Below are 18,596 nucleotides of genomic sequence, written 5' to 3'. Positions count from 1 at the left end.
GGCCGCAAGCTGTCGGTGTCGCGCCTGGTGGTGGTCGGGGTGGCGGCGGCGGCGCTGCTCACGCTGTTCGCGTTCCTGGACTGGCGGCGGCCCGCCGACCGGCGCACCCACCTGGGGGCGTTCTTCCAGCAGGTGCTGGACGGCGAGGCGTGGCCGGTGCTCGGCCGCAAGCTGAGCGCGATGATCGGCACCCTGGGCAACGTGCCGCTGACCGTCCTGTCGGTGGCCGCGCTGGCGTTCCTGTTCTTCGTCCTGGCCAGGCCGTCGAACTGGGGGGCCTCGGCGCTGGAACTCCTCTACCGGCGCGCGCCGAGCCTGCGCCCGGCGTTGTTCGGGATGCTGAGCTGCGCGCTCGCCGGGTTCCTGATCAACGACTCCGGCGTGGCCATCCCGGCGATGGCGCTCACGTTCGCGGTGCCGCTGACACTGGCGGCGGCGGTACGGGCGCTGCAACTCGCCGGGCCCGCCACGCCCACACCGCCAGAGCCGCGGTCACGGCCAGCAGAATCCACGGCGCCGCCTGCTTCCTGACCACTTCGAGCAGCCATTCGGCCAGCTCGGGGGGCTGGTCCACCACCCGCGCGGGCAGGTACGCCAGCGACAGCGCCGCCAGCCGGGCCACCAGGAAGCCGTCCAGCGCCCCGGCCGCCGGGATGATCGCGACCAGCGCGAACGCCAGTCCGTCGTACCACGGCAGCGCGTACGGCGCGGCGAACAGGTAGGCCACCACCACGGCCGCCGCCACCTGCGCGGCCGACGCCTCCCCCGGCATGGCCCGCAGCAGCAGCGCGGCCAGGGCCGCGATCACCGCCAGTGAGGCGAGCTGAATCCAGATCGTGTAGCCGCCGGGGCCGAGCAGCCACTGCAACGCGCCCTGGAACAACTGCCACGGTGTGGCGTGCGACAGGGACCGACTGGCCCGTGCGGCCTGGTCCAGCGAGTGCGGCCCGACCAGCGCGTAGGTCCCGGCCACGGTCGCGGTCGCCACGGCGGCGACCACCGCCAGCTTCACGGGGGCGCGGCGCAGCGCCCAGGCGGGGCCGAGCGCGACCAGGCCCGCGTTGATCTTCACCGCCATCGCCAGGCCGATCAGCGCGCCGGTGCCCGCGCGGCGGCCCGCCGTACCGACCCCGGTGGCCAGCGCCGCGACGACGGCGAGCGCGGCGAAGGTGTCCACGTGCATCCCGGCGGCCAGGTGGTAGATGACCAGCGGGTTGGCCGCCCACAGCAGCGCGGCCCGCGCGTCGCCGCGGGTCAGCCGGTGGATCAGCAGCGCGGTCACGATGAACGCGGCGGCGTTGGCGACCTCCAGCGCGAACACCGTCAGCCGCACGGACCCGCCGCCCGCCAGGCCCGCCAGCAGGTGGATCGCCGAGGCCACCGGACCGTAGACGCTCGGGGTGTTCTTCCACTCCTCGGGCCAGCCGGCGACCTGCGGCAACTCGGCGGGGGTGGTCGTGTAGGGGTCGTGGCCGAGGGCGGCGATCCGGCCGTAGGCGGCGTAGTTGAGGTGGTCGGAGGAGCCCGAGGGGGGCAGCAGCGCGAGTACCCCGGCGGCGACGCACCCGGCCAGGGTGAGCCATCGGCCGAGCGCCGGCCGGGCCCACCGGCCCTGCCGTACCGCGCGCAGCGCCGCGCCCAGGCCGACGGCGCCGAGCACGAGCGCCACCGCGGCCATCGCGATCACGAACGTCCCCGCGGGGCGCAGCCCCAGCGAGTACGGCGGCTGCCACGCGGGCCCGTCCAGCGCCGGAACCATCGCGGACGGCCCCAGCAGCCCGATCACCACGATGAGCAGCACGCTCGCACCCATCAGCGCCAGCGGCGACCTCACGAATGTCACTGGGGAATTCCAGCACAGATACAGCCGATACCGCGAAGCCGCTCAGCCCGAGAGCCCGGCAGCCTCCTAGGGCCGGAGCGTCACGGGGGACGGATACGGCGAAGTGCTCAGCGTGAAGGGCGGGGCAGTGCCCTGCGGGCCAGGAGGGCGCGGGTGACGTCGCGGAACTGGCGGGCGCGGTGGAGCTGGGCGTGCCAGTCGCCCCCCGTGGCCCGGTGGGCCATGTCCACCTCGACCTCGCGCACCCGGTAGCCGCGGCGCAGCAGGTCGATGGTGAGCCCGGTCTCGACGCCGAAGCCGTGCGCGAGCGGGCGGGCCGCCTCGAACGCGGCCCTGGTGAGGCAGCGCTGGCCGTTCAGCGGCTGGGTGGCGGTCCAGCCGGTGGCCTTCTTGATGCCGTCGCGGGACAGGCCGACCACCAGGCCATGACCGCCGAGCTTGACCCGGGTGGTGAAGACGGCGATGGTCATGTCGGCCTCACCGGCCCGCACCGGCTCGGTGAGCGGCGCGGCGGCACCGGCCGTCTCGCCCAGGTCGGCGTCCAGGAACAGCAGGTACCTGGCCTGCCCAACCTCTTCGGGGTCGAGCAGGCGGACGGCCTCGGCGCCGGTCTCCATGGCGGCGGCCTTGCCGCGGTTGCGGCTGTGCCGGACCACGCGGGCACCGGCCGCCCTGGCCACCCGGCCGGTGGTGTCGGCCGAGCCGTCGTCGACCACCACCACCAGGTCGACGCCCGGCAGTGCGCGGGCCGCCGTCACGGTGGCGCCGATCCGGTCGGCCTCGTCCTTGGCCGGAATGATCACCGCTGTGTCCATGGTGACCGATGCTAGCCGCGGGCGAGCGGTCAGGACTCGGAGATCGGCATCTCCCTCGGCACCGTATCGTGCACGGTGAAGACCGAGTCGAGCCCGGTGACCTGGAGGATCTTGCGTACCGCCGGGCGGGGGGCGGCGACCTCCAGCGCCCCGCCGTACTCCTTGAGCCGTTTCAGCGCGGACAGCAGCACGTTCATGCCCGTCGAGTCGCAGAAGTCGACGCCGGACATGTCGATGACCACCCGCGAGGGCCCGCCTTCGAGCAGCTTGGTGAACTCCGCCTGGAGGCGGGGCGCGGTATACAGATCGATTTCACCGGCGACGGCCATCACGGCGTGACCGGCATGTGATCGAGTCGAGACCTTTAGCTCCACAGCGGGCACACTAGCGCCGCGAAGGCTCCGGGTCACGCTCTCCGGCAGATCCGGCCTGCCGGGGAGTCGTCCGCCCTTTGTCCCCGATTCACGCCCCACGGAAACTCTGGGTGCGCAAAGATTGACGCAGAGCGACATCGGCTTGGCCGGCAGCAGGAGTCTAAGGGGCTTCGCGTCCTGTCGTGCCTTCGCAACTGAAGGGCAGGCGTCGGGCGGTGTTTCGGCCGTCAACAAAAGATGAAAACAGATCAACCGGAAGATCCACAATGTCTCCGGCTCAAGGAGTCGCTTCAGGCGACCCTTGAGCGTACCGAGAAGGCCACCCCGTGGCGCGAACGCGCCATGCCACCGTGCCCGCCGCCCGGCCAGGAGGGGGCGGCGACGATCAGCACCCCGCTCTCCGCGCACGACCTGGTCTTCCTTGAGGTCGCCCGCGAGGAGGTGCGCTGTTTCGCCGGGCTCGTCATGCGTCTGCTCGACCTGCACCGGCCGCGCGACGCGGGCGGCATCACCAGCGACGCCGCCAACCCGATCATGCGCTGCCGCAGCTGCATGTGGCGCTGGCCGTGCCCGACCTTCCGCGCGGTCGCCGAGACACTCGACGTCCACTGGTGGAACCGCCGCGCCCGGCCCATCGATCAGGGCCCGCCAGAAGACCACGGCAAAGAGCACGGCAAAGGCCACACCGAAGGCTGCGGCGAACACTGCGGCCCCGGCGGTGTGCTCTCGGCCCGCAAGCCCGCCTGAGCGTTATCCACAGATAACTTGTGGATAACAAGACGGCGGAAATTAGGGGACTTTGTCCCATTACTTCTCGTTTATAAGCCCAACCGCCCCGTGACCGGGATGGCAACTCCGCGCAGCCCACAGGGTTATCCACAATGCCTCTGTGGATAACTTTCAAGGCGTCCAGAGCGGGATCTCGATGTCGAAGCGGCAGCCGGGGCCGTCGTTGGCGACGGTGATGACCCCGTCGTGAGCCTCCACGATGCCGCGGGCGATGGCCAAGCCGAGCCCGGCCCCGCCGCCGTCCGGGGTGGGGGTGCGGGCCGTCTCGCCGCGGAAGGCGATGTCGAAGACGCGGGGCAGGTCGCCCGGCGGGATGCCGCCGCAGGCGTCGGCGACCGACAGACACGCGCGCTCGCCCCGCGCGGCGGCGCCGACGCACACCTCACCGCCCGGCGGCGTGTGCCTGATCGCGTTGGCGACCAGGTTGCGCAGCGCGCGGCCGAGGGCGTTCGGGTCGGCGCGCACGGCGATCGGCGGGCCGGGGTCGGCGCTCAGCCGTACACCCTGGACACGGGCCGGCGGCTCGGCCCCCGCGAGGGCGTCGGCGACCAGGTCGCGCAGGTCGATCCGGGAGGGGGCCAGGCGCAGCGCGCCCGCGTGGATGCGGGACAGCTCGAACAGGTCGTCCACCATCGCCGACAGCCGATCGACCTCCAGGCCGATCTGCCTGTGGTAGCGGCCGACCGTCTCGGGGTCGCCCGCCACGCCGTCCTCCAGGGCCTCGGCCATGGCCCGTATGCCGGCGAGCGGGGTGCGCAGGTCGTGGCTCACCCAGGCGACGAGTTCGCGGCGGGCCGACTCCAGGGAGCGCTCGCGTTCGCGGGCGGCGCGCAGCCGGGCGTACGCCTCGTCCAGGGCGCCGGCGATCGTGTCCAGCTCGGCGGGCAGGCCCTCGGGCGGGGTGAAACCGCCGCCGTCGGCCGACACCTCGCGTACCGCGCCGACCAGCCGCCGGCTGGCCAGCACCACCCGCCTGGCCATCACCAGCGCCACCCCGACCCCCACGATCCCGCCCACCGCGACCACGGTCAGCACCACGTCGCGCGAGTCGCCCTGGAGCAGCATCCGCAGCGTGACCGCCAGCACGCCGCCGAGCGTGGCCACCACCGTGATCACCGCGACCACGGCGAACATCACACCGATGGACCGGCCGCGCAGCAGCCGCAGCACGGCCACGCCCGCCCCGGCGAGCAGCAGCGCGAACCCGGCCGCCGCGGCGAGGGTCTGCCAGATCACCCGCCGTCCATTGGTTCGTACCGGTAGCCGACGCCCCACACGGTGACGATGCGGCGCGGGGCGGTCGGGTCGGGCTCGATCTTCTCGCGCAGCCGCCGTACATGGACGGTGACCGTGGAGGAGTCGCCGAACGACCAGCCCCACACCTGGTCCAGCAGCGCCGCGCGGCCGAACGCCTGCCTGGGGTTGCGCATCAGGTAGACGAGCAGGTCGAACTCGCGGGCGGTGAGCGTGACCGGGCGGCCGGCCAGCCGTACCTCGTGGGCGCCCACATCGACCCGCAGGTCGCCGTCGGACAGCACGCCGGTGCCGGCCGGGACGGTGGCCCCGCGCGCCCGGCGCAGCACCGAGCGCACCCGAAGCGCCAGCTCACGGGGGCTGAACGGCTTGGTCACGTAGTCGTCGGCGCCGGTCTCCAGGCCGACCACGCGGTCCATCTCGTCGCCGAGCGCGGTCAGCATGATCACCGGGATGGGCCGGCGCTCGCGCAGCTTCCTGCACACCGTCAGGCCGTCCATCTTGGGCAGCATCAGGTCGAGCACCAGCAGGTCGGGCGGGTCGGCGACGGCCCGGCGCAGCGCCTCCGCGCCGTCGCCCACGCAGTCCACCGTGTGCCCGTCGCGCTCCAGGTACTTCGCCACCACCTCGGCGACGGTGGGATCGTCCTCCACCACGAGGATGCGGGCCGCTGCGCCGTTCATGCCCTCAACGGTACGGTGATCGCCATCTGATCGTTACCCGATGCGGCCGGTAACCGCGTCGCGGGGCGCTTGGCCGCGACGTACCGTGGAGCGCATGGGTCGAATCGTGCTGAGCATTCTTGGCGTGCTGCTTGCAAGTTATGTGGTTTTCGGGCTGGTCGTCCCGATGGTCGCGAGTCTGCTGAAGCTGCTGCTGGTCGTCGGTGTGATCGCGGTCGTCGTGGTCGGGGTCGTCATGATCCTCGGCAAGTCCCGGTGATCCGAGCGTGTTCGACGGGTTGATCGGGTTGACGTCCGGCCTGCTGGCCGGACTCACCGACTTCGTCGCCCCGGTCGCGGGGCCCAACGCGGCGGCGTCGGCGATCGTGCTGTTCACGCTCGCCGTACGGCTGGCACTGGTGCCGCTCACGCTGCGCGCGGCCCGTGGTGAGCGGATCAGGCAACGGCTGACCCCGCAGGTCAACAAACTGCGCACCCGGTTCGAGAGCCGCCCGGAGCGGATGGCGAAGGAGATCCGGGAGCTGTACGCCAAGGAGGGCGGTTCGCCCTTCTCCGGAGTGCTGCCGTCGCTGGCCCAGGCGCCGTTCTTCATGCTGCTGTTCCAGACCGCCTCCGCGCCCAGCACGCACACGTTGTTCGGGGCTCCGCTGGGGGCGCAGGTGGCGTCGGTGATCGGCGCGTACGGGCCGTTCGGCGTGCCGGTCCTGGTGTTCGCGGCGGTGATCGGGTTGATCGCCGGGGTGGCGTACATCTCCTCGCGGCGGGCCCGGCTGACGGCCGTGGCGGTGGAGGGGCAGCCGGAGATCATGCGCAAGATCGTGCCGCTGCTGCCGTACGGCACGGTGCTCGCGGCACTGGTGCTGCCGCTCGCGGTGGCGCTCTACCTGCTCGCCGGTACGGCCTGGACGGCCGCGGAGCGGGCCCTGCTCTACCCCAAGCCGGTAGCCGCCTGACGGCCTTTCCCGCACGGGCGGGCTACTCCTGGAGGGCGGGCACGTCGCTGTTTTGCGCGAGCCCGTTCATCGACTGCGGGCAGGCGACGACCGCCCACACCGTGGTCACCTCGCCTTCGTACCTGACCCCCCAGCGCTCGGCGAGGAACTCGACGATGCCCAGCCCGCGCCCGCCGAGGGAGGACAGCGCGGGAACCGCGGCCCGCGGCTCCGTGGTCGCGCCGCCGTCACTCACCGCGACCTCGACATGGCCGTCCACCCGGTGCCAGGCGACCTCCACCTGACCGGACGGCAGCGGGTGCGCGTGCCGCAGCGCGTTGCTCAGCAACTCGCTGACCACCAGCACGGCATCGTCGACGGCGGTGTCGTAGACCCCCCATTGACGCAGGTCGGAACAGATGCGCTGACGAGCGACGGCGACGCTGGACAGCGCGTAGGGCAGCAGCACGGCACTCGACGAACTCACCTCCCCCATTCCCTGATGTCCCCCCGGGGAGCACACCCCAGTACGACCGAAATGCCCCGTTAGACCGCCCGAGAAACCGAACGGCGATTACAGCTTGTGCTCATTGGAGGATAGACCGGGCCATCGCTTACCCGCTCGTTACCCCTCCCGTATGTCTGTGCTGGTAGTGGCGCACGGCAGGAACAGGCGCATCCGGGTGCCGCCGCCCGGGCGCGGATGCGCGCTCACATCGCCGTCCTGGGCGCGCGCCAGCTTGCGCACGATGTAGAGCCCGAGCCCCACGCCACCGAACCTACGCCGGTCGCCGGTGTCGATCTGGACGAACCGCTCGAAGATCCGCTCACGGTCCGCGGCGGCGATGCCGACCCCCTCGTCGTCCACCACCACGACCACGCCGTCCTGCCCGCCGGACGCCTCCCGCCACGCCTCGACCCGGATCAGCCCGCCGTCCGGGGAGTACTTGAAGGCGTTCTCCAGCAGTTGCGACAGCAGGATGTCGGTGGCCGCCGGGTCGCCGAGCACCGGCGGCAGCCCGCCGGGCACCTCCACCACCATCTTGTGCTTGGCCGACAGCTCCGGCAGCCCCAGCGTCGCCCGGCGCACCACCGCCGCCAGGTCGAACGGCTCGGCCCGCACGGCCAGCTCCTCGGCCCCGGCCCGCGCGCCGAGTAGCAGGTGGTCCATGAGCTGCGCCAGCGAACGTGACCGCTCGGCGATCGTGCGCACGGCCGCACGCCGTTCGGTGTCGCTCATCTTGTCCCAGCGGGCGTCGAGCGTGCCGGCGAACCCGCGCACCACGGTGATCGGCGTGCGCAGCTCGTGGCTGGTGGTGGCCAGGAAGAGATCCTTGGCCTCCTCCAGCTCCTTGGCGCTGGTGACATCGCGGAAATCGACCACGGTCTCGCCGGTCTCGGGGATCGCCGCGCTCACCACGTCCAGCCACACGCCGCTCGGGAGCTGGAAGGTGTCCTTCTCACCGGGCGCGGGCAGCGGGAACGGCGGCGGCCCGCCGAGCACGTCGTCGGCATGGTGCCCGGTCAGCTCGCCCGCCGCCGGGTTCCACTGGATGACCACGCCGCCCCGGTCGAGCACCGCGATGCCGTCGGCGCTGGCGTCGAACACCGCCCGCTCGTGCGCGCGCTGGCGGAGTACGTCCTGGTAGGCCATCGCGTTGCCGACCGCGATCCCGGCGTGCCCGGCCAGCAGCTCCAGCAGCTCCAGCTCCACGTGCCCGGCCTTGCGCTTGGCGAACAGCGCGTACAGCGCCCCGTACGGCCGGCCGCCGACGGCCGCGATGCCGAGCGCGATCGAGTGCAGCCCCGGCAGCTCCGCCCAGATCAGGTCGCCGACCTCCTGGGTCTCCAGCAGCACGGTCTTGCCGGTGCGCAGCAGCTTGCCGACCAGGCTGGTACGCAGGTCGGCGGTGGCCCCGCGCAGCGAGGGCGGCAGCTTGTGCGCGCTGACCAGCCGCAGCCGCTCGCCCTCGATGAGCACGAACCCCCCGGCGTCGGCCCCGGTCAGCTCGGTCAGGCTGGCCGCGATGCGGTCGAGTACGGCGGGCAGCTCCAGCTCGGCGTTGATGTCGCCGACGACGTCGGTGAGCCGGCGGACCAGCCGTTCGCGCTGCTCACCGCGGTGCCGGGCGGTCTGGTCGTCGCGTACCGAGTGGTGTACGCACACATAGCCCACCATCGCCGCCGAGTCGTGGCGCAACGCGCTGATGTCCACCCGGACGTCGATCATCCGGCCGTCCTTGTGCAGCCGCTTGGTGCGCAGCGAGACGACGTCGCCGGTGCGGACGCGTTCGAGCACCGCGTTGTGCTCGGCGCTCAGCTCGGACGGCACGATCGGCGCGCGCCTGCCCAGCAGCTCGTCCGCCGTCCAGCCGAACAGCCGCTCGGCCGCGCTGTTCCACCGCACCACGGTCTGGTCGCGATCCAGGGCGACGATGGCATTGGGCGAGCTGGCCAGCACCGCCCGCGCGATGCCGTCATCACTCTCGACCTTCTCGTCACCCACAATCCCATAGTGCCCGTTTCCGTAGCCCGATCTTGGCCTTTTCGTCCGGTCCGCCGTGTGAGGTGCGGGTGTCGCCGCGTCCGTTGTGCCGATCCGTCCGATACGCTGCGCTCAGCGGTGTCTAGTGCGTCTTCTGTTCGGCGGCCGGCTCACGGCCGACGGCGGGCGCGAGAGGGTGAGGGCCAGTGTCCGGCGACCTCGACGCCCTGCTGCGCGTCACCTCGCCCGGCTACCGCGGCCACGGGCCGCCCGACATCGCGTTCGGCACGACCGAGAGCCCGGCCGGCACGCTGGTGATCGCGGTCACCGCGCGCGGGGTGGCGGTGTGCAGCTACGACGACGAGCACGCCGTGTACGAGCGGGTCAGCCGGGCGATCGGCACGTTCATCGGCCCCGACCCGCGCCGGCTCGACCCGGTCCGGCGCGAGCTGGACGCCTACTTCTCCGGCCGGCTGCGCACCTTCACCGCGAAGGTGGACCTCCAGCTCGCCACGGCGTTCGCGCGCAGCGTGCTGTCCCTGGTGAGCGGCGTGCCGTACGGCACGACCACGACCTACCGCGCGATGGCCGAGCGGATCGGCCGCCCGCGGGCGCTGCGCGCGGTGGGCAACGCGCTGACGGCCAATCCGGTCTGCGTGATCTCGCCGTGCCACCGGGTGGTGGACGACGACGGCCCCGGCGCGTACGCGGGCGGGACCGCCGCCAAGGAGCTGCTGCTCCGCCTGGAGGCCCGCCCCTAACGGGCCGGACGCAGCCTGCGGTCCAGCGGGGCCACCACGAGCGTGACCACGGCCGCGACCAGGAACGCCGCGAGCGCGGCGCTCATCCACGGCTGCGGCGCGAAGCCGAGCGCGGCCCTCGCCGACGTCCACAGCGACCGCCACCACGGCACCTCGGGCAGCGCCGCCACCAGCCACCACGTCACGAACCCGAGCACCCACGGCACGAGCATCAGCCAGCGGGAGGGGGCCTGCTCCCGGGTGTCCCAGCGGGCGATGCCGCGCAGTACGAAGTAGTCCACCGTGAGGACCGCGAACATCGGCACGAACACCGCGCCGATCAGCGCCAGGAACGCGGTGTAGGCGGTGACGTCGGCGACCAGCGCCAGCGCGCTGATCACCACGCCGACCGTCACGGAGATGATCCGGCGATCGACCCTCGGCATCAGGTTCTGGAGCGACATGGTGGTCGAGTAGGTGTTGGCGAACGACTGGTCGGTCTCGCGCAGCACGAGAATCCCGAAGAACAGCGCGCCCAGCGGGGCCGCCACGAACGCCCCCCACACCTTGTCGGCGTCGTTGCCGACCAGCGCCAAGGCCACGACGCCGAGGCCCAGGCAGGCCACCTGGGCGATCGAGTAGCCGACGAACACCCCGCCGAACGCGGCCCGGGGCGAACGCGAGTGCCTGGCGAAGTCGGCGGCCATCGGCACCCACGACACCGACAACGCGATCACGTAGTCCACGGCGGGCACGAACCCCGCCCACGACCCGCCGCCCAGCGCCGGCCCCTGCCGGATCAGCGCCACCGTCAGCCAGATCATCGCCACCACCACCCCGGCGGTGACGAACCGGCGCAGCAGCCGGATCGAGCCGAGCGGCCAGATGGTCAGCGCGACCGTGATCACCCCGCCGAGCAGGACCCAGACGGGGTACGGCACCGCCGTACCGAAGATCGCCTGCGCGCCGTTCGCGATCACCCACAGCTCGAACGCCCCCCAGCCGATCATCTGGACGGTGTTGAGCAGCGACGGCACGTACGAAAGCCGCGCCCCGAACAGCCCGCGCAGCAACACCATGGCGGGCCGCCCGGTCTGCGCTCCGGGCACCGCCGCGAGCCCCACCATCGCGGTGCCGATCAGGCTCCCCACCACGGTGGCCAGGATCGCGGCGGCGAAGGTCAGTGTCACCCCGGAACCGGTCGGATCGAGCAGGGTGAGGGCCCCGGTGAAACCGAGCAGGCTGACGCCCAGGTTGGCCCAGAACGCGCTCTGGTCGAGCATGCCGAGGGTCTTGGGCGGGGCCTGATCGAGGGTGAGGGGAGCCTCGTTGGAATCGGACGGAGGATTGATGTGCGGATCAATGACGTCAGACGCCATCACACGCTCCCTACGCCGGCATTACCCGGACAGGTTCATGCGGTCGGCAGCGGCCATTACTGCCCTCTCAGCCCGGTTCGGCCCCGAGCTCCCGCGAGGTCTGAATTGCGCCCTCATCATGCCGTACCGGTCGCGTCTTGACCACAGGGGGTGGTCCGCCCCGGCCGAAACCGGGTCCGTCCTGCCCGGCCATCGCGGTGACCCGGCTATTCGCGCCCTGGCCCCGGCCGGCGCGGCGCGTGTTGTCCGAGGGTGTCGCCCGCGTCGTTCAACGCATATGCGTTCACGAAATCGATGCCGGGTGGCAGGACCGCCACGAAGACCTTCTCCCCGGGCCCCGGAAGCGTCGCGACAGGTTCAAGGAGGCGTTCAGGATGCCGATCCGTGGTCACGATCCGGACTCTGGACACGATCGGCTTGGTGCGGCAAAGGATGGACAGCGGCGTGCCTTCGCCCTTTCCGTGATAGACCGCCATCGTGGTGCCTCCAGAAATGCCGCCGCCCCCCATCCCGCCACTGTCGCGACGGCCGTCGGGGAAGACGGTCGTCAGAATGACCGACATTTCTCCGCCATGGCCGAAGGTCTCCACACGCCATTCCGCCGCTTCCGGCGTCCGGCCTTCTGCTATCACCCGGGGAGGACCTGGTGAAGAAATATCCATATGGCATCCTTTGTGAACACTTCACCGCGACGGCCCGGCCGCACAGGCCAAGCCGCCGCAGCGCATTCGGTCAGACGACCCGAGCTTAGTTGCTGATGGTCTTGCAGGGGCGGTGCGCCGGGGACGGGTAGCCCGCCCACTCGTTACAGGCGAGGCTGGGCGAGGGGAAGTACCTCTTGGCGTTCCAGACCGCGAAGAAGACGCCGGCCCCCTGGCTACAGTAGGTGCTCCCCTGCTTCACGACCCCGTCGTTGATGAAGTAGACGGGGTAGGAGCACCGGGCGTTGGACGCCGTGGCGGTGGTCTCCCACGACGCAATATAGTTGGAGTTGTTGGGCTCGGAGTCGAGCCGAATGCACACGTCGCCGCTACAACCGTACGCGTCGAACGGCGTCGCGAACTCACCGGGGATGAACACGACCCCCAGCTCGTCGGTCGCCGTCACCGTGTACGTGGTTTTTCCGGCCTTGTGCTCCAGAGTCGCATAGGCGCCCTGGCCCTGAATGGTCTCAGGGCTGGACGCCTGGGCCGGACCTGCCAGTATCCCGGTGACGCCTAAGAGCGCCACACAGGCGATCAGTAATCGTTTGAACACGGGTCATCACTTTTCATCTCAGCGAGGGCTGGTTGATTTGATCCACGGGCTTGACAATAGGCGAATACACCTGTCCGCCGGGATCATCGCGAGTTGAGAGAGCGCTTTCCGAACAGCCGATCACCCCCGTGATGCCATTCCGGTTCGCTTGTCCCGAGAACGATAAATTGGGGGAATCCGGAAGTCAACACCACGCGCAAAGGCCGCCGATGTGACGGAATGTATCTTGCCGCATGCGTTTTATGGGCGGGGTGTTCACTCCGCGGTGCCGGGCTCCCGGCGCATCAGCAGGCGGCCGTGGCGGAACCGCTCCCCCTCGTGCGGCTCGCGCAGTATCCGGCCGATCTCGGCGAAGCCGGCGGCGCGGGCCAGCCCGGCCAGCTCGTCGATCGGCCACCGGTACGCCTGCGTCACCTTGTGGTCGAACGGCGTCACCGGGTCTCCTTCGGACTCGAAGAAGCCGAGCAGCAGATGGCCGCCAGGGGCCAGGACGCGGCCGAACTCCCCGAAGCACACGGGCAGCTCCCGCGGGGGCGTGTGGATGACGGAATACCAGGACACGATCCCGCGCAGCCCGCCGTCGGCCAGGTCGAGCGCGTCCATCGAGCCGACCTCGAAGCGCAGGTCGGGAAACGCCTCGCGGGCAAGGTCGATCATCACCGGCGACAGGTCGAGACCGAAGATGTCCAGGCCCAGCTTCCGCAGGTACGCCGTCGTGTGCCCGGGGCCGCATCCCAGCTCGGCGACCGGACCGCCCCCGGCGGTCCGTACGACCTCGGCGAACACGCCCAGCGCCGCGCGGTCCAGCGGCTGGTCATCGAGCGCGTTCCGGAAGAGGTCGGCGTAGAGGGCGGCGATGGAGTCGTAGGCGTCCGCCGTGACGGTGAGGTGAGAGGGGTCTTGGGTCACGACGGGCCACCCTAACCGATTCGCCGCAAGGCTCCATGAAAGGCGTGAAGAGCCCGCTTTCAGGCGACGAAAGGGTCCTGGCCGCTCTCGCTGGACATCGCACGCCCGGCCGCCGCCCAGGACTGCATGCCGCCGCCCACGTTGACCGCCTGCCGGCCGATGTGGTTGAGCCAGGCCGTGGCCTGGGCCGAGCGCCCGCCGACCCGGCACACCACATAAACGGTGGCCTCCGCCGGGACCTCCTCGACCCGTCGTTGCAGCTCACCCAGCGGGATGTGGGTGGCCGTCGGCGCGTGACCCGCGCGCCATTCGTCGTGTTCGCGGACGTCGAGCAGGTAGGCGTCGTCGGGCACCGCGTTCGCGTCGATCTCGGGAACGTTCATGACCTCGATTGTCCCAGGTCACTTCAGCAACCGGGACAACCTCCGGTCGGCCAGGAGCTTGCCGCCGGTCTGGCAGGTGGGGCAGTACTGGAGGCTGGAGTCGGCGAACGAGACCTCGCGGACGGTGTCCCCACAGACCTCGCACTTCTGGCCGGTCCGCCCATGCACCCGCAAGCCGGACTTCTTCTCCGTCTTCAGGTCCTTGGCGGCCAGCCCGCGCGAGCGGGCCACCGCGTCGCGCAAGGTCGTGACGATCGCCTCGTACAGGTCGGCGACCTGCGCGTCGGTGAGCGATGAGGCGATCTTGAACGGCGACATCCTGGCGACGTGCAGCACCTCGTCGGAGTAGGCGTTGCCGATCCCGGCGATCACCTTCTGGTCGCGCAGCAGGCCCTTGATCTGCATCCGGCTCCCGCCCACGATGCCCTTGAGCGTGTCGGCCGTGAACGAGGGCGAGAGCGGATCGGGCCCCAGCGCCGCGACGCCCGGCACGCTCGCCGGGTCTTCTGTGACGTAGACGGCGAGCCGTTTCTGGGTGCCCGCCTCGGTCAGCTCGAACCCCGGGGCGCGGCCGTCGTCGTCGGGCGTCAGCCGTACCCGTACGGCCAGTGGCCCCTTGCCCGGCCGTACCGGCCTGGCCCCGGTGAGGTCGTCGCGCCAGCGCAGCCACCCGGCCCTGGCCAGGTGGAAGATGAGGTGCAACCCGTCGCAGTCGAGGTCGAGGAACTTGCCGTACCGCCCCGCACCGGTCACGATCAGCCCGCCGAGGGCGGTGACCGGCGGATCGACCGTCTTCAACGCCTGGAAGGCCACCACGTCGACACCAGCGATCGCGCGGCCCACGGCGTGCTCGCGAAGGAACTCCGCGAGCGATTCCACTTCGGGCAGCTCCGGCATGCCACCACAGTACGTCAGGAACTTCGTGCCCTGGCGTCCCATTCCCCGGGAAACCTCCAGACGCCCTGTCGCCCGGGAAAAGTCGGCGTACGCTCGAAGGATGCCCGTCACCATCGCCGAAGAGCTCCTCCTGCTCGCCCACCGGGAATCGGACGGCAGGCCACTGATCGGCTCCACCGAACTCGACGCCGGGATCGCCGGCGCGCTGCTCGCCGAACTCGCCCTCGCCGGCCGCATCGACCTGGGCGACAAGACCATCACCGCCCGCCGTCCGGCCGTTCCCGGCGACTCCGACGCGGACCCGGAGCTGGACCCGGAGCTGGACACCGTGCTCGCCCAGATCGCCACGCACTCCCGGCCGCGCAAGCCCGAGTGGTGGGTGCGCAAACTGCACTCCGCCGAGCGGCGCAAGCGGCTGCTGCGCCGGCTGACCGTGCGCGGGGCGCTGCGCGAGGAGCGGGTGAAGGTGCTGGGGATGTTCCCGGTCACCCGCTACCCCGAGCGCGACCCGGGGCCGGAGGCGGCGGTGCGTGATCGGGTGTGGAGCGTGCTGACCGGGGCCGACCCGGATGAGCGTACGGCGGTGCTGATCGGCGTGCTGCGCGCGTGCCGTCTGGACCGCAAGGTCTTCCCCGGCGCGGATCGCAAGCGGGTCAAGGAGATCGCCGAGGGCGACTGGGCGAGTACGGCCGTGGCCCGTACGATCGCCTCCATCAACGCCGCCGTGATCGCGGGGGCCGTCGCCGCGTCCACCGCCGCCACCGTGGCGGGCGCGAGCTGACGATCACCTGTCGCACAGGGCGGCGTCGAAGGCGGCGAAGATGTGCCGGTCGTCCTTCGGGTCGCCGGTGACGTAGACGGTCGCGGCCCGGCCCGCGCGGTCGCGTCCGCTGAGCACCCGCACGCCCGGCAGGCCGCCGTCGTGCATCAGCGCGGGTCCGCAGCTCAGCGGGTAGGTGTGGAGGCCGAGCCCGTACTTACTGCCCGCCGGCTCGGTGGCGGGCACCCGGCCCGCGAGCATGGTGTTCAGCGTCGAGCGCGGGATGGCCTGCCAGAAGCGGTTCAGGTCGGCGGGGGTCGCGACCAGCCCGCCCCCGGCCCCGAAGGCGTGGCCGGGCAGCCGGGTCACGTCGGCCTCCCCGGCCTCCGGATCGACCGGGTTCACGCCGTAGGTGTGGGCGTGTTCGCCGCGGATGTCCAGCTCGCCGGGCTTGGGCCAGTAGGTACCGTGCAGGCCGCGCAGTACGCCCTCACGGGTGACCTCGCGGAAGTCCCTGCCGGTGACCTTCTCGATGATCATTCCGGCGACCAGGTAGTTCGTGTTGGAGTAGGACCACTTCTGGCCCGGCTCGCCGACGGGCTCGCGGGTCAGGGCGAGCTTGAGGTGGTCCGCCGGGGTGGCGGGCTTCGTCCAGTCCACCAGGTCGAAGTACTCCGGCAGGCCGCTGGTGTGCCGCAGCAACTGGGCCACGGTGATCGCCCGGCCGCCCAGCGCGCCGGGCAGGTAGTGCTCGGCCCGCCGGTTCAGGTCGATCCTGCCTTCGGCGGCGAGCCGCATCACCTGCGCCCCGATCACCGCCTTGGTGACGCTGGCCGCGCGGAAGTGCGCGTCCGCGCCGACCATCGGCCGGCCGGTGCCGCGCTCGGCGGTGCCGGAGGTCCAGCTGGTGCTGCGGCCGTTCCGCTCGCGTACCGAGACCACCGCGCCGGCCAGGCCGTCCTGCGTGGTCAGCCGGTCGATCTGGCGCTGGACGGCGTCCTTGCCACCATGGTGGGCGACCGCGGCGGCGGCCGGGGCGGCGAGCGCCGCGGTGAGAACGGTCGCGGCGGCGGCAGCGGCGAGAATCCTGCGCATGAGGTGCGCCTCCTTCGGTGCGGACTGACGCAATGATTCTTCGGCCTTGCACCCTGCGAGATCAGTCATGCGCTCCGGCTTGTTGGTGGTGGGGCATCCCCCCTACGCGTCCTGCGGATCGGCCGCGTACGGACGGTACTCGCACACGTCCTCGGTTTTGATCAGGCCGTCCTTGACGGCCCGCGCGAGCATGGCGTCCTTGGCGGAGGCGCGCCGGCCGACCGCCGCGTACTTCATCCGGGCGCGGGCGATGTACTGCCGCACGGTGGCCTCGCTGATCCCCGTCCGCCGCGCCACCGACGCCTTTGACATGCACTGCAACCACAGCAGCAGCGCCTCCTTCTCACCCCGGGACAGCTTCACGACCTTGCCGCCGGCCATCGCCTCGGCCATGCTCGGCGTGACGCATGGGCGGCCTTCCGCGACGTCTTTGATCAGCCGCAGGCAGTCCTCGCCGCCTTCGCTCTTGGCCAGGAACGCCGCCGCGCCCGCGTCGAGCACGGCCCGCACCATGGGCGGGTCGCTGAGCACCGAGAAGGCGATGACCCGCCGCCCGTCCGCGCACAGCTCGTGGACCCGGTCCTTGTGCATGGCCAGGTCCAGCAGCAGTACGTCGGCGCCGGCCCCCAGGCCCGGCCGGCAGGGACTCGATGGAGGCCGTCGCGGCGACCAGCTCGATGTCGTACGACGGGTACTCCTTGATCCACATGCGCAAGCCGTCCACCATGATCGGCTCGTCCTCGACGATCGCGACCGTCACCCGCCCGTCCACTGCGTCCGCACCCACGGCAGCCCCTCCTCCGTGATGTCCTGTGTGAACTCGACGCGCGAGGCGGGCCCCGCGCCGTTGGAGATCCGCAGCACTTCCTGGCCCTCCACCAGGACGCTTACCGCGACCTCCTCGGCGGTGACGGCGATGACGAGCCGGGCGTGGGTGCGCAGGATCGCCCACCGGATGGAGAGCTTCCACGCCAACCGCAAAGGCCAGGCGGCCCTGGCCACCCTGATCCATTCGGCGGTTCGCTAGCGAAACGGCTCCGGCATGGGCCCTGCGATTCCGTGCCCGAGCCTCGCATCTCGATCTCTTTTCGCCGATTATGGACGGATGACAGAGTCCCCCTCTGTACCACCGGGAACCGGCCCGCTCGCCCCGCAGTACTCCGGAATCGACCCGGCGCTGATGAGCGGATTCATCGGCGAGTTGGAACGGGCCGGGCAGGTGATCGCCGAGCAGGCCGAGAGCATCCGCCGAGAACTGGCCGCAGTGGATTTGTCCGCCGCCGGGCTCGCCCCGATCCGGGAGATCGGCGGCTGGACCGAACAGGAACTGCCCAGGCTGCGGCAGCGGCTGGCCACCATCAACGCGCCGATGCCCACACTGCCGGGGCTGTCCGACCCGGGGCGGCTGATGCCCTATCAGGAAGCATCGCTACTCGCCCCGGCCGAGGCCCGGCGTCAGGGCACCGCACTCGGCAAGCGGTTCGCCGCCATCGACCCCGACGAGTTCAGCCTCACCGGCCCGTACGCGCCGGACAAGATAGCCGCCGTGCTCAAGGAATTGGGCGCACACCGGCAGGACGCCGTCTACAGCGCCGCCTTCTTCGCCACCCTCGGCCCATCCGGACCCCAGAAGTTGGACGCCGCAGTGCGCCGGCTGGCCGAGGAGAAACGAGCGGATGCACGCATGGCGGCCGGTACGGCTTTCGCCATGGCGGTGAGCGGCGGGGCGAGCGTCCCCGGATTCGCCGCGGTGATGAAGTCGGTGGAGAAGTCGGCGAAGTCCGGCGATAACGAGGACGAGGAGGAATTGGCGGCCGTCAGCGCACTGCTGAGCCACGGGAATTACCCGGACGTATGGCTGGCCGAACTCGTCCAGCCGGCGCTGCTGCCCGACAGCCGAATCACCGGCCCCACTTTGGCAGGTTTTCTCAACGCGCTCGGAAACAACCCGGCCGCCGCCCGCCTCGCCCCGGGCCACGCGGTGGCCGCGCCCGCCCTCGA

Annotated in this window: 21 protein-coding genes, 2 pseudogenes and 1 riboswitch; of the genes and pseudogenes, 7 read left to right on the top strand and 16 right to left on the bottom strand. The window is 71.3% G+C overall.

What is annotated here, in order from left to right; genetic code table 11:
- Positions 1-531 (top strand): annotated as a pseudogene (locus tag C1I98_RS43950) (hypothetical protein); the annotation flags it as partial.
- Positions 532-1,039: 508 nt separating this feature from the next.
- Here C1I98_RS43950 and C1I98_RS46520 read toward each other — a convergent pair.
- The 3 genes and pseudogenes from C1I98_RS46520 to C1I98_RS17395 form a co-directional block, all read right to left on the bottom strand.
- Positions 1,040-1,813 (bottom strand): annotated as a pseudogene (locus C1I98_RS46520) (MptA/MptB family glycosyltransferase); the annotation flags it as partial.
- Between the two features lie 137 nt (positions 1,814-1,950).
- Positions 1,951-2,658, bottom strand: a complete 708-nt coding sequence (locus C1I98_RS17400; RefSeq protein WP_111168502.1) for a glycosyltransferase family 2 protein — start codon at positions 2,656-2,658, stop codon at positions 1,951-1,953.
- Between the two features lie 29 nt (positions 2,659-2,687).
- On the bottom strand, positions 2,688-3,032 hold the full coding sequence (locus C1I98_RS17395) for an STAS domain-containing protein (protein WP_199537006.1): 345 nt from the start codon (positions 3,030-3,032) through the stop codon (positions 2,688-2,690).
- Positions 3,033-3,269: 237 nt separating this feature from the next.
- Between C1I98_RS17395 and C1I98_RS17390 the strand changes: the two genes are divergently transcribed.
- Positions 3,270-3,779 (top strand): hypothetical protein, encoded by a 510-nt coding sequence (locus tag C1I98_RS17390; RefSeq protein ID WP_146607491.1) that lies wholly within the window; start codon positions 3,270-3,272, stop codon positions 3,777-3,779.
- A gap of 153 nt (positions 3,780-3,932) precedes the next feature.
- Here C1I98_RS17390 and C1I98_RS17385 read toward each other — a convergent pair whose 3' ends face one another.
- Both C1I98_RS17385 and C1I98_RS17380 read right to left on the bottom strand, forming a co-directional pair.
- Positions 3,933-5,057, bottom strand: a complete 1,125-nt coding sequence (locus C1I98_RS17385) for a sensor histidine kinase (RefSeq protein ID WP_233507946.1) — start codon at positions 5,055-5,057, stop codon at positions 3,933-3,935.
- Positions 5,054-5,758: a response regulator transcription factor gene (locus C1I98_RS17380; protein WP_111168499.1), complete on the bottom strand. Its 705-nt coding sequence runs from the start codon at positions 5,756-5,758 to the stop codon at positions 5,054-5,056. Before C1I98_RS17380 ends, C1I98_RS17385 begins: the two co-directional genes overlap by 4 nt.
- A gap of 94 nt (positions 5,759-5,852) precedes the next feature.
- On the opposite strand from C1I98_RS17380, the gene C1I98_RS41470 reads away from it, so the two are divergent.
- Complete coding sequence (locus C1I98_RS41470) at positions 5,853-6,017, top strand: hypothetical protein (protein ID WP_158558070.1); 165 nt, start codon at positions 5,853-5,855, stop codon at positions 6,015-6,017.
- A 7-nt stretch (positions 6,018-6,024) separates the two neighbouring features.
- Positions 6,025-6,711, top strand: coding sequence for a YidC/Oxa1 family membrane protein insertase (locus C1I98_RS17375; protein WP_111168498.1), 687 nt, complete (start codon positions 6,025-6,027; stop codon positions 6,709-6,711).
- Positions 6,712-6,733: 22 nt separating this feature from the next.
- Here the strand turns inward: C1I98_RS17375 and C1I98_RS17370 are convergent, their stop codons facing one another.
- Positions 6,734-7,186, bottom strand: coding sequence for an ATP-binding protein (locus C1I98_RS17370; protein ID WP_111168497.1), 453 nt, complete (start codon positions 7,184-7,186; stop codon positions 6,734-6,736).
- Between the two features lie 129 nt (positions 7,187-7,315).
- Complete coding sequence (locus C1I98_RS17365) at positions 7,316-9,196, bottom strand: sensor histidine kinase (RefSeq protein ID WP_111168496.1); 1,881 nt, start codon at positions 9,194-9,196, stop codon at positions 7,316-7,318.
- 185 nt (positions 9,197-9,381) lie between these two features.
- Between C1I98_RS17365 and C1I98_RS17360 the strand changes: the two genes are divergently transcribed.
- Positions 9,382-9,936, top strand: a complete 555-nt coding sequence (locus C1I98_RS17360) for a methylated-DNA--[protein]-cysteine S-methyltransferase (protein WP_111168495.1) — start codon at positions 9,382-9,384, stop codon at positions 9,934-9,936.
- Here C1I98_RS17360 and C1I98_RS17355 read toward each other — a convergent pair.
- The 6 genes from C1I98_RS17355 to C1I98_RS17330 form a co-directional block, all read right to left on the bottom strand.
- Positions 9,933-11,294, bottom strand: a complete 1,362-nt coding sequence (locus C1I98_RS17355) for a purine-cytosine permease family protein (protein ID WP_111168494.1) — start codon at positions 11,292-11,294, stop codon at positions 9,933-9,935. The genes C1I98_RS17360 and C1I98_RS17355 overlap by 4 nt on opposite strands.
- A riboswitch (TPP riboswitch) is annotated at positions 11,285-11,399 on the bottom strand. Its footprint overlaps the gene before it by 10 nt.
- Before the next feature lie 101 nt (positions 11,400-11,500).
- Positions 11,501-11,956 (bottom strand): hypothetical protein, encoded by a 456-nt coding sequence (locus C1I98_RS17350; protein ID WP_146607490.1) that lies wholly within the window; start codon positions 11,954-11,956, stop codon positions 11,501-11,503.
- A gap of 85 nt (positions 11,957-12,041) precedes the next feature.
- Positions 12,042-12,551, bottom strand: a complete 510-nt coding sequence (locus C1I98_RS17345) for a hypothetical protein (RefSeq protein WP_111168492.1) — start codon at positions 12,549-12,551, stop codon at positions 12,042-12,044.
- Positions 12,552-12,806: 255 nt separating this feature from the next.
- Entirely contained in the window at positions 12,807-13,460 is a 654-nt protein-coding gene (locus tag C1I98_RS17340; RefSeq protein ID WP_111168491.1) for a class I SAM-dependent DNA methyltransferase, read from the bottom strand.
- 59 nt (positions 13,461-13,519) lie between these two features.
- Positions 13,520-13,843, bottom strand: a complete 324-nt coding sequence (locus tag C1I98_RS17335; RefSeq protein ID WP_111168490.1) for a rhodanese-like domain-containing protein — start codon at positions 13,841-13,843, stop codon at positions 13,520-13,522.
- An 18-nt stretch (positions 13,844-13,861) separates the two neighbouring features.
- The gene (locus C1I98_RS17330; RefSeq protein ID WP_111168503.1) at positions 13,862-14,740 is read right to left on the bottom strand and encodes an Fpg/Nei family DNA glycosylase; all 879 of its coding nucleotides are present in this window, start codon (positions 14,738-14,740) and stop codon (positions 13,862-13,864) included.
- A 100-nt stretch (positions 14,741-14,840) separates the two neighbouring features.
- Here C1I98_RS17330 and C1I98_RS17325 point away from each other — a divergent pair, with 100 nt between their 5' ends.
- Positions 14,841-15,521, top strand: coding sequence for a GOLPH3/VPS74 family protein (locus C1I98_RS17325; RefSeq protein WP_111168489.1), 681 nt, complete (start codon positions 14,841-14,843; stop codon positions 15,519-15,521).
- A 3-nt stretch (positions 15,522-15,524) separates the two neighbouring features.
- Here the strand turns inward: C1I98_RS17325 and C1I98_RS17320 are convergent, their stop codons facing one another.
- The 3 genes from C1I98_RS17320 to C1I98_RS17310 form a co-directional block, all read right to left on the bottom strand.
- Positions 15,525-16,595 (bottom strand): serine hydrolase domain-containing protein, encoded by a 1,071-nt coding sequence (locus tag C1I98_RS17320; RefSeq protein ID WP_158558069.1) that lies wholly within the window; start codon positions 16,593-16,595, stop codon positions 15,525-15,527.
- A 102-nt stretch (positions 16,596-16,697) separates the two neighbouring features.
- Positions 16,698-17,186, bottom strand: coding sequence for a sigma factor-like helix-turn-helix DNA-binding protein (locus tag C1I98_RS17315; RefSeq protein WP_111168487.1), 489 nt, complete (start codon positions 17,184-17,186; stop codon positions 16,698-16,700).
- Between the two features lie 165 nt (positions 17,187-17,351).
- Positions 17,352-17,570, bottom strand: a complete 219-nt coding sequence (locus tag C1I98_RS17310) for a hypothetical protein (protein ID WP_111168486.1) — start codon at positions 17,568-17,570, stop codon at positions 17,352-17,354.
- Between the two features lie 130 nt (positions 17,571-17,700).
- On the opposite strand from C1I98_RS17310, the gene C1I98_RS17305 reads away from it, so the two are divergent.
- Positions 17,701-18,596 (top strand): hypothetical protein (locus C1I98_RS17305; protein ID WP_146607489.1); only part of this gene is annotated, 896 nt, incomplete at its 3' end.

Source organism: Spongiactinospora gelatinilytica, from assembly GCF_003236385.1.
Classification (GTDB): Bacteria; Actinomycetota; Actinomycetes; order Streptosporangiales; family Streptosporangiaceae; genus Spongiactinospora; species Spongiactinospora gelatinilytica.
Note: the sequence above shows the minus strand (reverse complement) of the source record. Positions and strands in the feature narration are given on the sequence as shown.